The organism is Desulfobacter hydrogenophilus (assembly GCF_004319545.1).
GTDB classification, from domain to species: Bacteria; Desulfobacterota; Desulfobacteria; order Desulfobacterales; family Desulfobacteraceae; genus Desulfobacter; species Desulfobacter hydrogenophilus.
In genome coordinates this window covers 805,827-820,094 of the sequence record NZ_CP036313.1, presented here as the reverse complement: position 1 = coordinate 820,094, position 14,268 = coordinate 805,827, and the positions used below count along the sequence as shown (strand labels likewise).

General features: G+C 48.5%; 11 protein-coding genes and 2 pseudogenes. 4 read left to right on the top strand and 9 right to left on the bottom strand.

Features of this window, described 5'->3' with window-relative positions:
• Positions 1-7: 7 nt before the first annotated feature.
• Both EYB58_RS03585 and EYB58_RS03580 read right to left on the bottom strand, forming a co-directional pair.
• A complete protein-coding gene (locus EYB58_RS03585) occupies positions 8-1,360 on the bottom strand; it encodes a phosphomannomutase/phosphoglucomutase (RefSeq protein ID WP_111959783.1) in 1,353 nt (450 codons plus the stop codon).
• Between the two features lie 11 nt (positions 1,361-1,371).
• Entirely contained in the window at positions 1,372-2,175 is an 804-nt protein-coding gene (locus EYB58_RS03580) for an undecaprenyl-diphosphate phosphatase (RefSeq protein WP_111959781.1), read from the bottom strand.
• Positions 2,176-2,410: 235 nt separating this feature from the next.
• Here EYB58_RS03580 and EYB58_RS03575 point away from each other — a divergent pair, with 235 nt between their 5' ends.
• Positions 2,411-3,565, top strand: coding sequence for an OmpA family protein (locus EYB58_RS03575; RefSeq protein ID WP_111959779.1), 1,155 nt, complete (start codon positions 2,411-2,413; stop codon positions 3,563-3,565).
• A 147-nt stretch (positions 3,566-3,712) separates the two neighbouring features.
• Here the strand turns inward: EYB58_RS03575 and EYB58_RS03570 are convergent, their stop codons facing one another.
• The 7 genes and pseudogenes from EYB58_RS03570 to EYB58_RS24670 all read right to left on the bottom strand — a co-directional run.
• Entirely contained in the window at positions 3,713-4,156 is a 444-nt protein-coding gene (locus tag EYB58_RS03570) for a TraR/DksA family transcriptional regulator (RefSeq protein WP_111959777.1), read from the bottom strand.
• 102 nt (positions 4,157-4,258) lie between these two features.
• Positions 4,259-6,193, bottom strand: a complete 1,935-nt coding sequence (locus EYB58_RS03565) for a molybdopterin biosynthesis protein (protein ID WP_111959775.1) — start codon at positions 6,191-6,193, stop codon at positions 4,259-4,261.
• 158 nt (positions 6,194-6,351) lie between these two features.
• Positions 6,352-7,581, bottom strand: a complete 1,230-nt coding sequence (locus EYB58_RS03560) for a molybdopterin molybdotransferase MoeA (RefSeq protein ID WP_111959773.1) — start codon at positions 7,579-7,581, stop codon at positions 6,352-6,354.
• Complete coding sequence (locus EYB58_RS03555; protein ID WP_111959771.1) at positions 7,578-8,804, bottom strand: LL-diaminopimelate aminotransferase; 1,227 nt, start codon at positions 8,802-8,804, stop codon at positions 7,578-7,580. Before EYB58_RS03555 ends, EYB58_RS03560 begins: the two co-directional genes overlap by 4 nt.
• A gap of 232 nt (positions 8,805-9,036) precedes the next feature.
• Positions 9,037-9,732, bottom strand: a complete 696-nt coding sequence (locus EYB58_RS03550) for a methyl-accepting chemotaxis protein (RefSeq protein WP_111959769.1) — start codon at positions 9,730-9,732, stop codon at positions 9,037-9,039.
• Between the two features lie 135 nt (positions 9,733-9,867).
• Positions 9,868-9,921 (bottom strand): annotated as a pseudogene (locus EYB58_RS24675) (hypothetical protein); the annotation flags it as partial.
• Positions 9,922-9,968: 47 nt separating this feature from the next.
• Positions 9,969-10,235: pseudogene (locus tag EYB58_RS24670) on the bottom strand (cache domain-containing protein); the annotation flags it as partial.
• 414 nt (positions 10,236-10,649) lie between these two features.
• Between EYB58_RS24670 and EYB58_RS03540 the strand changes: the two are divergent.
• From EYB58_RS03540 to EYB58_RS03530, 3 genes are all read left to right on the top strand, one after another.
• Entirely contained in the window at positions 10,650-11,222 is a 573-nt protein-coding gene (locus tag EYB58_RS03540; RefSeq protein ID WP_111959801.1) for a 1-acyl-sn-glycerol-3-phosphate acyltransferase, read from the top strand.
• A gap of 314 nt (positions 11,223-11,536) precedes the next feature.
• Positions 11,537-12,667, top strand: a complete 1,131-nt coding sequence (locus EYB58_RS03535) for a class II glutamine amidotransferase domain-containing protein (protein ID WP_111959765.1) — start codon at positions 11,537-11,539, stop codon at positions 12,665-12,667.
• Positions 12,631-14,265, top strand: a complete 1,635-nt coding sequence (locus EYB58_RS03530; RefSeq protein ID WP_111959763.1) for a glutamate synthase-related protein — start codon at positions 12,631-12,633, stop codon at positions 14,263-14,265. Before EYB58_RS03535 ends, EYB58_RS03530 begins: the two co-directional genes overlap by 37 nt.
• The last annotated feature ends 3 nt before the right edge of the window (positions 14,266-14,268 follow it).

Genomic DNA, 14,268 nt, shown 5'->3' with positions numbered 1-14,268 from the left:
AAATTAACTACGTGTCCTCAATGATTTTTTTCAAATCTGTTTCAATTTTGGTTTTAATTTCTTCCAGACGGGGTTCGGTCAGGGCCTCAAAGCGAAGCACCAGGGCCGGCTGGGTATTGGAGGCCCGCACAAGACCCCACCCGTCTTCATAGATGGCCCGCATCCCGTCAATGTCAATGACCTCTTGGCGGGCTTTATACAATGCCACTATTTTTTCCACAACCTTGAACTTGACCGCGTCCGGGCAGTCAACCCGGATCTCGGGCGTGGTATAGGTTTTGGGCAGGTCTTTAATTAATTCGTCCACACCAAGGCCGGTGCTGTCCATGATTTCCAGAAGCCGGCAGGATGCATACAGGGCATCGTCATATCCGTAGTAGCGGTCCTTGAAAAACATGTGCCCGCTCATTTCTCCTGCCAGGGCCGCATCCTCTTCCTTCATTTTCTTTTTGATCAGGGAGTGGCCTGTGCGCCACATGATTGGGTTGCCGCCCATCTTTGTGATCTCATCATACATGACCATGGAGCACTTGACCTCGGAGATAAAGGTTGCACCGGGATGGCGGGACAGAATTTCCTTGGCATAAATCACCATGAGTTGGTCCCCGTAAATGAGGTTGCCGAACTTGTCCACCACGCCGATGCGGTCTGCATCTCCGTCATAGCCGATGCCAAGGTCCAGATTATTCTTTCTCACCAGGGCAATGAGATCCGTCATATTTTTTTTCTGGGTGGGATCAGCCTCGTGGTTGGGGAAGGTGCCGTCCAGATCGCAGTAAATATCATGGACCTCGCAGCCCAGTCCCCGCAGCACCGGCAACGCGGTTATGCCGCCGGTGCCGTTGCCCGCATCAATGCCCACCCGGAGTTTATTTTTCAGTGTGATGTTCTCTTGGATCATGGCCATATATGGAGAAATCACATCCGCCTTTGTCAACGTGCCCTGGCCATGGGTATAGGCCTGGTCTTCGATGATCTTGCGTATATCCTGCAGCCCGTGGCTGTGGATGGAATCCAGTCCGCTCATCAGCTTGAACCCGTTGTATTCCGGAGGATTATGGCTGGCCGTAATCATGGCCCCGCCTTCAAGGCTAAGTTGGTGAATGGAAAAATAGAGAACCGGGGTAGGGCAGACACCGATGTCCACGACATCGCATCCTGAGGACAATACCCCGTCAATAAATGCCTTTGAATAGGCTTCCGAAGTGATGCGGCAGTCCCGACCAACAGATACTTTTTTGCGGCCCTGGACCATGAGCATTGATCCATATGCCTTTCCTACGGCATTGGCGTCTTTTTCGGAAATCTCTTTCCCTGCAATACCGCGGATGTCATATTCCCTGAATATTCCAGGATGCATAGTTTACCTCCTTATAGAAAATTTGAAGAAAGCGCCAGAATTCCGGCCAGCCAGCAATAGGGTGCAAATAGATGAAATTTGCCTGTGTTCACCAGTTTTAGTAATAGTTTTAATGCTGCCAGCCCAACGATGAATGACGCGATTGTGCCACAAATGGTGGCAGGGTCAATGTGGCCCTGGGATTCTATCATGTCTTTTACACTGATCACCTGGGCACCGAGAATGGCAGGGATGGATAAAAGAAATGAGAACCGGGCCGCTGTTTTTCTGTCCAGTCCTGTGAACAGTCCGGTGGCAATGGTGGCACCGGACCGGGAAATGCCCGGAATAACGGCAAGCCCCTGGACAATGCCGATGATAACAGCCTTTGAAGGGGTCAACGGTTCACCTTCTTCAACCCTATAATAATGCCTGGACACCCATAAAAAGCTCCCTGTTACTATAAGCATGGCACCTACCAGTAAAGAAGAAGTAAACAGAATCTCCTCAAACTGTTTCAGCACTAATCCGATTATTGCCGTGGGTACTGAACCGATAATGATTGCGGCAGCCAGGGCCAGATTCGTTTCATGTCCTCTAACATCCCGGGTTCCGGCATAGTGCACCAGGCTTTTTAAGATTTCCTGGATATCTTTAAAATATACAATAAATACAGCGCCCAGGGTTCCCATATGTACGGACGCATCAAAAACAAGGCCACATTCAGTAATTCCAAAATAGATTTGGCCCAGGACCAGATGGCCTGAACTGCTTACCGGCAGGAACTCTGTAAGCCCCTGGAGGATACCTAGAATTATACCCTGATAGATCTCCATATTTTTATCCTGATTTGAGTGTTCTAGTAAATATTAGAAAGTTATGCGTTAAGCTTTGGACGTATATAATTGTTTGCGTAAAATTGCAAGGTTCCAAAAGTCTCCCAATTCACCCTATATTAAAAAAGAACAGTTGATTTCATCTATTTTCTTTTGTAGAATATTCCAAATTCTTTGTACGGGCAATCATCAATTTGAACAAGAAATTAATACTAATTGTAAAAAAGGAGATCAGATGAACAAGAAACGTTTAGTGCAAACACTTTTAACCATCACCGCCTTCCTCTTTCTGTTTGGTTGCGCTGCGAAAGAACCTGCCGGGCTTCCCTCATTTTCCGCTAAACAGTTTGATGCGTCCATGTATCAGTCCAAAGTGAATAACTTTGTTATTATCCTGGATGCCTCCAGCTCCATGGAAGACTACTGTATGGGCAATCCCAAATTCATGATCGGCAAAGCGATTGCAGAACATATGAACATGACCATTCCTGAACTCGGACAGACTGCCGGGTTGAGAAGCTTTGGACATGCAGAATCCATCTCCAAAAACGAAACCGAACTGTTTTACGGCATGGAAGAGTACAACTCAGCTGCCCTGGCTGAAAAACTCGGCGAGATTTCAAAAGCCGGCGGCTACAGCCCCATTGGTTCAGCCATTGCCGCCATGGGTACTGACCTTGAAAGTCTTTCCGGAAAAACCGCCGTTATTATTATTTCCGACGGTTTGGACATGGAAGCGGATATGGCCCAGGCAGCGGCTGTTAAAGAACAGTATGGCGATGATATTTGCTTCTACCCCATTCAGGTCAGCAATGACGAAGAAGGTACGGCATTCCTCTCTGAGATTGCAGAAATTGGTGGTTGCGCAGGTTTGGTAAACGCCAGGGAACTTATGTCCGCCGAGGCAATGGCCGCGTTTGTTGAAAAGGTATTCCTGGAGAATGCAGATGCTCCTGCTCCTGTGCCTGCCCCCATGGACAGCGATGGTGATGGTGTCCTTGATCCTGATGACCAGTGCCCCGGAACACCTGCCGGTGCAAAAGTAAATGCCGTTGGTTGCTGGGTTCTTGATAACGTATTGTTTGATTTTGATAAAGCCATTGTCAAACCTGCAACCTTTGCACAGCTTGATGCCGTTTATGAAATTTTGGAAAAAAATCCTGCAATGAGTGTTGAACTCCAGGGCCACACGGATAATATCGGTTCTAAGAAATACAACATGGAACTGTCCCTGAGACGTGCGAATGCCGTTGCCAATTACCTGGTAGACAAAGGTATTGCCCGCAACCGTCTGGCCACCACAGGCTTTGGCTTTGACAAACCCGTTGCCCTAAACAGCACCGATTTTGGCCGCTCCCTGAACAGAAGGGTTGAAATTCATCCCTACTAAATCTTAATGTTCCGCGGTTAAACGCAGTAATTTAAGTAAATAAAAAAACCTGCCGAAAATTATTTCGGCAGGTTTTTTTGCGTCAACGGGTGTCTATTCGCATATTTTCCTGCAACGCCGATGGGGCTTTTTACGCTTAAACACCATTTAAGAATATAAGGCCTGTCTGGGTAAAAACATCTTTTTCTGGTCAGCTTCAAACGCTTCCAGTGCTTTGATGGACATGGTAGCAAAAGGAATCGCTTCCAGACGCCGCAGTCCGATCTTATCGCCGGTTAGTTCACAGTATCCGAAACTTCCGTCATCAATACGCGCCAGCGCACGATCCACCTGCTCAATCATATCTGAATGGCGCTTGAAACTTTTTACCTCAAGTTCCAGATCGATATATGAGTTGATCCGATCAAGGATATCGGCCTGGGCTGCTTCAAGGGTTTTAATCTTTTTTATGGATTTTGAGATTCTGTTGCGCAGCTCGTCCTTTCGCTGCATCAGTTGACCTTTAAAATAAGCGAGCTGTCCGTCGCTCATGTAAGGCTCGTTGTCCAAAGGAGAATACTTGTTTGAAGATACTTGCGAAACCTGTGTCATTTTCTGTATTTGCCTCCATGACAAAAGAATTTAGGAAAAATACAGGAAAATTATTACCAGGTAAGGGTTGAAACAATATTATAACTTCGTTAGATTATTGTTTTAAATAGACCGGAACAATTCTTTTCCGGTTCTTTCCACCCCGTATCCCCCCAAGACCAAGACTCGCTGTTTGAATTCATCAGATTGAATAGTATAAAGAAGGGCCTGGATTTTCGGTAGATCATAATAAATTTCAGGGATGACTATGTCGTAGGATTCAGTGACAACAGGTAGAAAATCCAGTTTCAGGGCCAGGGCCGCAGCCTTGATGCCAAGCCCGGCCCTGGCCCGGCCCGATAATACCGCCACAGCAACAGACATGTGGGTATATTCCTCATTTTCATAACCAGGAATATCTGCCGCTGACAGGCCATTTTCCTTTAAGCTGAAATCAAACAAAATCCGGGTGCCCGAGCCGGGCTGGCGGTTGATAAAGGCTAATTTTTTTTCAACAATATCTGCAAGTCCTTTGACCTTGTCCGGGTTGCCTTTGGGCAGAATTAATCCCTGTTGGCGCATCACAAGATTGACCAGGCGCACCGGCACATCAGGCAGGTACTTTTTAAGGTATGAGATATTATAAGAGCCGTCATCGGGGTCCAGCAGATGGCAGCCGGCCATGTGGCAGCCCCCCCTTTTAATGGCCATCAGCCCGCCCATACTTCCCACATGGCTGGAAGAGATTCCCATGCCCGGATGTTCAAGCCGAATCTGATCTGCCAGCAGGTCGAGGGTATTGTCATGGGAGCCTGTGATCACCACCGTATTTTCAATGGATGCCTGGGACCGAAGCAGATGGGCCTGCACTTTTTCGCCGGCCTCGATACCTTCCACATGCTGCGGGATTCGTATGATCCCATCGGCTTCTGTCAGGGTGGTGATACTGCCTGCTCCCCGGGGTAGCTGGGAAGACATGAGTCTACCGTCCACGGAACCGATTTTTACCCTTAAGAATTCTTCCTGCCCCAGTTTTGACGTGACTTTCCTGACTGGGAAGACTTCTACGACCTCCTGTTTTAACGGGGGGAGATGCTGCATGGTCAGCAGCAGAGGCCCTGCAAATATTTCAAAGGCAACAATGGCGGATACCGGATAGCCGGGAATCCCGAAAACCGGGGTTTCTCCAATCCGGCCGAACATCAGGGGTTTACCCGGCATCATTGTCACCCCGTGGACGTAAATTTGCCCTAACTTTTCAATCACCGGTTTTGAATAATCCTTGGACCCGGCAGAGGAACCGCCCAGGATCATGACCATGTCATATCCCTGGTCCACGCCTTTGGACACGGCCATCTGAATGGTTTTAAGATCATCTTCAAGCATGGGATTGACCGTGGCGTCTGCTCCGTGGTCGGCGCACAGGGCAGTCAATACAGTGGCGTTGGATTCCACCACATCACCGGACCCCATGGTTTCCGGCGTCACATCCTGCCAGCGTTTAAGCTCCGATCCCGTTGGAATAATCAGCACCCTGGGCCTTTTTCTCACTGACACCTTGAACACCCCGCCGGAAAGAAGTGCACCCATGGCATAGGCATTGATTTTGTGGTGCCTGGGAAACAGCAACTGGGTCGCCACGATATCTTCACCCATTTTGCGGACATATTGCCAGGGAAAAGCCGGTGCCTCAATTTCAATGGTGTTTTCATCCAGGATATTGAGGTTTTCAATCATGATGACGGCATTGGTGCCTTCAGGAAGCACATGTCCGGTATTCACCCAGAAAGCGGTTTTTTCAATGGTCAAAGACTTTGGGGCCTCATCACTTGCCCCAAAGGTGGATTTGGCATCCACCGCCACACCATCCATGGCGGCAGCATGAAAATTGGGCGAAGATATGGCTGCCACAGCAGGTGCCGCCAAAACCCTGTTCCGGGCCTGCACCACATCCAGGGTCTGCACACCTGTTTCCAGATGACCAAAATTTTTAAACAAACAATCCTGGGCTTGTTGGATTCCCACCATATTCAAATAGACATTGCGTTTAGTTTCCATACGGCCTCTTTCTGTTTTGTGTCTGAACGAAAACCTGGAAGTTTTGTCGAGTACAAGGCGGACGGAAATTTTAACCGCAGTCATATATTGAATATTTCGAGGATTAAAATTTTCGCCCAACGAAGTACTCGACAAAATTTAGGGTTTTCGGTCGGGCACTATTTTAAAAGAATTATATCTACCATGCTGCCTTTCTCCAGGCCTTCTACATGCTCACCAATTTCAAGCAACCCGTCTGCCTGGACCATGGTCCGGATCAATCCTGACTTGCCAAGAATGGGGCGGGCCACAAGCTCATGACCTTCCTGCTCCAGAACCACCCGCACAAAGTCCCGCCTGCCCTGGGAAGATGCCAGATTCCGGGACAAACGAGCCGATGTTTTTACCGGGAAAACCGGCCGGGACAAGCCCCTTAGACGGTGGAGGAAAGCTGTTACCACCATCTGGAACACCACCATGGCTGAAACCACCTGGCCGGGCAGCCCCCACACAGGGATATGGCCGGATTTCGCAAGGATGGTGGGTTTGCCCGGGCTTACGGAAATACCGTGGACCAGAATGTCCGTATCCGGCAGGTCTGACAGCACCTCAACCGTATAATCCCTTGTGCCCACGGAAGAACCGCCTGAAAGCAGCACCATATCCGTGTGGGCCAGCGCTTTTTTACACATTGATTTTAAAGCCCTGGGATCATCTTTTACGATGCCGTACCGCACAGGTTCTCCGCCTGCCTGGGTCACCAAGGCAGACAAAGAATAGGAATTAATATCGCGCACCATACCGGGTTCAGGTGTTTTATCCACAGGGATTACTTCATCCCCGGTGGAGATGATTCCCACCTTTGGTACCTGATATGTCCGGATTCGGGTGTGCCCTAACCCTGCAGCCAGACCGATTTCCTGGGGCCGCATCAGGCGGCCTTTTTCAATGACGGTCTGACCCTTTGCAAAATCCTCGGTGACATCAATGACATGCTGCAGCGGGGCCACGGATTTATAGATTTCAATGGACTGTTCGTCCACAGCCTCGGTGTGCTCCACCATGACAACCGCGTCTGCACCGGCTGGCAGCATGCCGCCGGTGGAGATCCGGGCGGCTTCCCCCGGTGCCAGTTTAAAGTCCGGAATATCCCCCATGGCAATGGCGCCCTTAAGGGTCAGCCATGCAGGACCAGATTCCGATGCCCCAAAGGTAGACGCGGCGCTCACCGCATATCCATCCATACAGGAGCGCCTGAATCCGGGCAGATTCTCTCCGGAAATCAGATCCTTTGCAAGGACCCTTGAAAAGGCATCCCGGGTGTGCAGTTCCTCTATGCCCACAGGGGAAAAAAGCTGCGTCATCCCCAGAACCTCGTCCAGGGATTTTACCTTGAAAAAACTGGTCATTTTAAAACATTTTTTAAGCGCGCCATGGCCTTGGCTACATTTTCAGGACTGTTAAACGCAGAAATTCTTATGGATTGCGCCCCACACCGCCCAAAGCCCCCCCCGGGGGTACAGACCACACCCGCTTTGTCCAGCAACAGGTCAAAAAATTCCCAGGAATCCCGGCCATTGCCGTCGATCCAGATGTATGGAGAATTATCACCCCCCACATGGTCAAGTTCAAGGTCTGTCATGGTTTGGCGAATCACCCCGGCATTGGCAAGGTAATAGTCGATATTTGCTTTAATCTGGGCCTGGCCCTCGGGGCTGTAAACCGCCTCTGCAGCCTTTTGCACCGGATAAGAGACGCCGTTGAATTTGGTGGACTGCCGACGGTTCCACATGTCATGTAAGGAGACCTTGGAGCCGTCGGCCGTATAGATCATGCATGCCTTGGGCACCACCGTAAATCCGCAGCGGGTGCCTGTGAAACCAGCTGTCTTGGAAAAACTTCTGAATTCCACAGCCACCTCTTTGGCCCCGGGGATTTCATAAATACTTCTGGGAAGATTTTCATCCCGGATAAAGGCTTCATAGGCGGCATCAAACAGGATCAGGGCTTTATTGTCCCGGGCATAATCCACCCAGGCAGCAAGCTGCTTTTTTGTGGCAGTGGATCCTGTGGGATTGTTGGGGAAACAAAGATAGATCAGATCCACGGACGAATCGGGCAGATCCGGCATAAACCCCTTTTCTTTCAGGCAATCCATGTAAACAATACCCTGGTACCGTCCGTCCTTGAACTCACCGGTTCTTCCGGCCATTACATTTGTATCCAGGTACACCGGATAAACCGGATCCGGAATGGCAATGGTGATATCATTGGAGAACAGCTCCTGAAAATTGCCTGTATCGCATTTGGCGCCGTCGGACACAAAAATTTCATCCGCCTCAATGTCCGCACCCCTGGACTGGAAATCACCAACGGCAATAGCCTGTCTTAAAAATTGATATCCCTGTTCAGGACCATATCCTCTGAATGTGGCATCATCGGCCATTTCATCTACGCCCTTTTTAAATCCCTGAACAACCGCAGGGGGCAGAGGCAGGGTAACGTCGCCGATACCAAGGCGAATCACCTCCTTGTCGGGGTTGTTGTCCTGGTAGACTTGAACCCGTTTGGCTATATCTGCAAATAAATATGAGGCATTCAGTTTGTTGTAATTTTCATTGGCTGTAATCACGCGTAAATTCCTTATTTCGTTTCTATCGGTTCCAGTTACCCGGCGGGCTGCCGGACAGAATTTGTGTTTGTCCATTTGTGTGTACTAAGACAATATCTGTTTTAAGTCAAAACAGGCACTGATGTCAATTTTCAATAGCCATCCCCAAACGGTAGAGCAAAGAGAATTTTTTCAAAGAGAAAAGACTGCAGGGAGTCGTTTTGCCGCCTGGAACGTAAACTGATGTTTCTATTCAGTGCGTAAGCGCAACTCTGAGTTTGGACGAAAAGTTACTCAGATGCAAATTTTTCTGCAACGCCGCAGCAATGGTTGAAACAATTTCATTGATATCTTCCACCACTTTTGTGATGGAGATGATTTCTGCCGTGGTACCCTCGGTGGACTGTTGGATTCCGGCCACGCGTTTTTTGAATTGGCTGGAGGCATCGGCTGTCTGGTTTGCCAGCTCCTTGATTTCATTGGCAACAACAGCAAACCCCTTGTCGGCCTCGCCGGCTCTGGCCACCTCAATGGAGACATTCAGGGCCAGCAGATTGACCTGGGAAGAGATTTCCGTAATGGTCTCCACCACGGTAAAAATTTCTTTGGCAGCCGTACCGAGTTCTCCCATCTGTTTGCTGGCATATTCTGTCTGACCAACGGCCTTGATTGTAATATCCCGGGCTTTTTCGGTATTATGGGAGATCTGAGAAATAGTTGGATTTATCTTCTCGAATGCGGCCGAAATCATGTTGATATTGTCGGCGGCCTGCTCCATGGCTGCGGACATGGAATCCATATTTAGACTCATTTTTTTCGATGCCGACGTAACGGCATCTGCCCGGCCCGATATCTCTTCGGCGGCTGAACTCAATCGCTCGGAAACGTCGGCAAGTTTTGAGGAGGAGTCCGTAAGATTCCCGGTATCACCCTTTATTTTCGCAATCATGGTCTGGACATTTTCAATGAACCGGTTAAATCCGTCTGCCAGTTCCTGGGTCTCGTCACCGGAGTCATCAATAATTCGCTTGGAATTATAAATGAAAAAATAGCCAAGACTGTTTTTTCCATACCGGATGGAGCCGATGGTTCTGAACGCATCCTGCTGGGCCTCGTTTTCAGTGGATTCAAGGTAAATGCCGGCACCAATGATCCAATTCCAGGGTGTAAACAGTCCGGATCTTTTATGTCTCCAAGGGGTTTGCCATTTAAGTATTTGCTTAAGTGATGATGAACCATGTGTCCGGTCATGTCCTGGAACCAGAAATAGTTTTTGCCGTCAACGCCCCAGCGCATTTTGTCAATCACTTTGACGGCATCTGCCCGGCGATTTTTCAGAAGCCTAAAATTGTCGGGTGTATTGTTGGCTTCGAATACGGCAATGGCCTGATTTACTAACGCTTTGACGTTATCTCCATATGTTTTTCGGATAGCATTTTTATCCATTGCCACATCAAGGCGGGCTTTGGCAATCGTGTAAGCAGAATCGACTAAGTCCTTGATGTGTTCCCCCCACACAGAAATTTTTATGGAAAAAGAATAATTCGTTCTTACGAAATATCTATGATGTGCCTTGCATCGACGAGTTGAGAGGCGATTAGAATTTTTTTAAAAAATAGCATGGGTTAATTTTAATGTAAATGAAAATATCTTAGCTGTTTTAGTTTTTAACTTGGGACGATTTTTCGGTGTTGCGATTCTCTAAAAAAAACATTATTTAACGTTGTCCTTATATTAATGATATAAGGACAACAGGGGGAAACAGTCAATAATTCATGCCGCATGAAACAATAAAAAGAGAAAGGAATATGAAAATTGATTTTCCTGGGAAAAAATTTCAAAGGATGGAGAATAAAGAGGGATGCAATGGATATTAATCCTTTCCCCTTTTTGTTCAGAGTCCTTGGTAAATTTATTTATGCAGGGATGGGATGGACTTACGACCCGTTGCCGGACTATTGGGAAACCAGATGCGTGGTCATAGGTTTTCCCCACACAACCAACATGGACACGATTCGGGCTCTGACCTATATTAAACTTGCCGGGCTTAATGCCAAATTGCTGATCAAATCCAAATGGTTCTTTTTTCCCATGTCTGTTTTTTTAAAAAGTCTTGGCGGCCTTCCGATACAACGAGACAAGTCCTGTGGCTTTGTGGACAGCGTAATTAAAAAATATGAAGAAAATGAGAACCTGGTGGTTGCCCTGGTGCCCGAAGGCACCCGTAAGTCGGTGTCCACAATCAAGACCGGATTCTGGTATATTGCCAAAGGCGCAGATGTTCCTATCATCTGCTGGTATCTGGACAACCGGAGCAAAAAAACCAGATGGCTGGGCAAAATACACCCTGGGGAGAGCCTGGAACAGGACCTTTACAAAATACATTCAATTTATAAACGTGCCGGGTTTTTAATTCCCTCCAAAATTAAAAATAGGTAACCTTTCTTGTTTTTAATATTATGTAAAAAAAGTACGGCAGCAAAGTTTTTACATATTTGTATCTTTTTGGCAGCAAAGTTTTTGCATATTTGTATTTTCCGGAATATAAATGGCGTTCTGTGAATAAAATCTAATATTTCACATATTTATTTGATATCGTCGGTATTCCTGTATGGCACCCCAGACCACAATCATTCGTGTTGAGAAAATAAAGATTGACAGTCTTATTAAGTGCCCTTAATATTTGAGTTTTGAAATTTTGACCTGCAGTCTTTTGACTGCTTAAAGAAAAGACCATAAGGAGTTGAAAAAATATGTGTCGTCTGTTTGCAATCACCAGCAAGGAGCCTCAGTCGCCTATGCTGGCCATCAAAGCCCTTGACGTAATGAAGGAAGGGCATGACGGCTCCGGCATGGGGCTTTTGCTCCAGGACCTTGGTGGCACCTTTGAAGAGATGAAAGATGCCCCGATTCTGTCGGGGATCTTTACTGAAGAAGGCATCCGCCGTCTGGACCTTTTTATGATGGATCTTGGTTTTCTGACCAAACATAAAGTCTCTTTGAAACCACCTAAAACTCCGGTAGAAGGTATTCCCAGACGACAAATTTATTTGATCAGGGCCTATGAGCTGCCCGACGGCTGGGATGAGTTGTCTCAGGAGGAGCTGGCCACAAGACTTCTGGATGTACGGCTTAAGATACGGCAGATGGGTGAAGAAAAAAAAGACATGATCGTGTTTTCCTTTTGGCCGGACACCATCATGATCAAGGAGCTCGGGGATCCCATGAAGCTGGGAGAATATCTGGGCCTTGACAGGAAAGAACTTGAAGCGCGGGTTATCATGGCCCAGGGGCGGCAGAACACCAATTATGCCATAAACCTGTATGCATGCCATCCGTTTTTTATCAAGGGATACTGCACCATGACCAATGGTGAAAACACGGCGTTTATCCCCATCAAGGATTTTCTCTCCTCAAGGGAGATCCCCGGCTATACCGGCTATCAGTCCGATTCTGAGGTGTTTGCCCACATCCTTCACTTTTCCATGGAAGAGCTGGGCTTAGGCATTGACGGTTATAAACATGTGATCACCCCGCTTCAGCGTGATTCCCTTGAAAAGCATCCCAATTTTGAATTCCTAGATCATTTGAAAAAGAGCTGCCGCCCCTTAATTATCGACGGCCCCAATATGGTCATCGGCACCCTGCCGGACCACTCCATGTTCATGGTTCAGGATCGCAAAAAACTGCGGCCCGGTGTGGTCGGGGGCAAACCGGGTATGTTTGCCTTTTCATCCGAGATCTGCGGACTGGATGCCGTTATACCTGACAGAGACAAAACCATGGATCTTCAACCCATGCACCTTGATACAGCCATTGTAAGCCCTGATCGGCAGGAGGTAAATATATGTCGTCAAACAGAAGCCTTGAACCTTCCTCTTTAAGTTTGAATGATCTGCCCTGGCAGATCGAATATAATAATGATCGGTGTACCCTGTGCGGTCAATGTACGGCTGTGTGTCCGGTCAAGGCCATCGCCCTTCATCCGTTCCAGAAACGGATTATAAAAACATCTGTGGGTAAAAATACCGAGCACAGTAATGATTATGATACCTTTTACGGTATCCGGCAGGACACCCGGGTTGAGAACGCCTGCATCGGCTGCGCCATGTGTACCCTTGTCTGCCCTAATGATGCCATCCGGCCGATACGAAATCCGTCTATGGACAGGATGAAATTTCACATCAACCAGCATGGCATTCCCCGGCGCAGAGGCGGCCGGCGCAACGATTCGGGGTCGGTGCTTGACAGAATCAAGTTCACCAGAATTTCCATGCTCACGGACCCGGCTCTGGATGCCGGCCGCCATGAATTTGAGATGCGCACTCTTCTAGGCCGGGTGCTACCCCCTAGAGAAAATATGAAACAACTGCGGGAAAAGGGCTGGATACCGCCGGTCAGGGAAATTTATCCTTTAATCATCGGCGGCATGTCCTTTGGTGCGCTGTCTCCAACCATGTGGGAAGGTTTGCAGATGGGGGTTGCCTATTTGAACGAAGAGATGGGCATGCCCGTTCGCATCTGTACCGGTGAGGGGGGGTGCCCGCCACGCTTACTGCGTTCTCGGTTTCTTAAATATGTAATCCTGCAGATTGCTTCCGGCTATTTTGGCTGGGACGAGATCATCCACGCCATCCCGCATATGAAGGAAGACCCCTGTGCCATTGAGATCAAGTATGGTCAGGGTGCAAAACCCGGTGACGGCGGTCTTTTGATGTGGCATAAAGTTAATAAACTTATTGCCGCCATCCGGGGTGTGCCCCAGGGCGTAAGTCTGCCCAGCCCCCCGACCCATCAGACCCAGTACTCCATTGAAGAGTCTGTGGCCAAGATGATCCTGTCCATGTCCATGGCATGGGGATTCAGGGTGCCGGTATATCCAAAAATTTCCGCTACATCCACTTCCCTTGCGGTGATGAACAACCTGACCCGTAACGAATATGCGGCAGGACTTGCCATTGACGGCGAAGATGGCGGCACAGGCGCTGCATACGCTGTTTCCATGGACCACATGGGCCATCCCATAGCCAGCTGTGTTCGGGACAACTACCTGAATCTGACAGCCCTCGGCAAACAGAATGAAATACCCATTTTTGCCGGGGGCGGTATTGGTAAAAACGGCAACATTGCCGCCAATGCAGCCGCCCTGATCATGCTGGGGGCATCCGGAGTTCAGATTGGAAAATATGTGATGCAGGCCGCAGCCGGCTGCGTGGGTACGGAAGAAGATCGGTGCAACGTATGCAACCTTGGTATCTGCCCTAAAGGCATCACGTCCCAGGACCCTAGGCTCTACCGCCGCCTTGACCCGGAAGATGTGGCCCAGCGCATAGTGGACATTTTTGTTTCCTTTGACACGCAACTTAAAAAAATTGTAGCGCCCTTGGGACGCTCTACTTCCCTTCCCATCGGCATGTCCGATGCGCTGGGGATTGATGATAAAAACATTGCTGACCGTCTCAGTATTAAGTACGTGGTGTAAAGG

What these genes read in the sequence shown, in the direction of transcription:
- EYB58_RS03585 (WP_111959783.1), bottom strand. Translation starts at nt 1,360, where the DNA reads ATGCATCCTGGAATATTCAGGGAATATGACATCCGCGGTATTGCAGGG.
- EYB58_RS03580 (WP_111959781.1), bottom strand. Translation starts at nt 2,175, where the DNA reads ATGGAGATCTATCAGGGTATAATTCTAGGTATCCTCCAGGGGCTTACA.
- EYB58_RS03575 (WP_111959779.1), top strand. Translation starts at nt 2,411, where the DNA reads ATGAACAAGAAACGTTTAGTGCAAACACTTTTAACCATCACCGCCTTC.
- EYB58_RS03570 (WP_111959777.1), bottom strand. Translation starts at nt 4,156, where the DNA reads ATGACACAGGTTTCGCAAGTATCTTCAAACAAGTATTCTCCTTTGGAC.
- EYB58_RS03565 (WP_111959775.1), bottom strand. Translation starts at nt 6,193, where the DNA reads ATGGAAACTAAACGCAATGTCTATTTGAATATGGTGGGAATCCAACAA.
- EYB58_RS03560 (WP_111959773.1), bottom strand. Translation starts at nt 7,581, where the DNA reads ATGACCAGTTTTTTCAAGGTAAAATCCCTGGACGAGGTTCTGGGGATG.
- EYB58_RS03550 (WP_111959769.1), bottom strand. Translation starts at nt 9,732, where the DNA reads ATGATTGCGAAAATAAAGGGTGATACCGGGAATCTTACGGACTCCTCC.
- EYB58_RS03540 (WP_111959801.1), top strand. Translation starts at nt 10,650, where the DNA reads ATGGATATTAATCCTTTCCCCTTTTTGTTCAGAGTCCTTGGTAAATTT.
- EYB58_RS03535 (WP_111959765.1), top strand. Translation starts at nt 11,537, where the DNA reads ATGTGTCGTCTGTTTGCAATCACCAGCAAGGAGCCTCAGTCGCCTATG.
- EYB58_RS03530 (WP_111959763.1), top strand. Translation starts at nt 12,631, where the DNA reads ATGTCGTCAAACAGAAGCCTTGAACCTTCCTCTTTAAGTTTGAATGAT.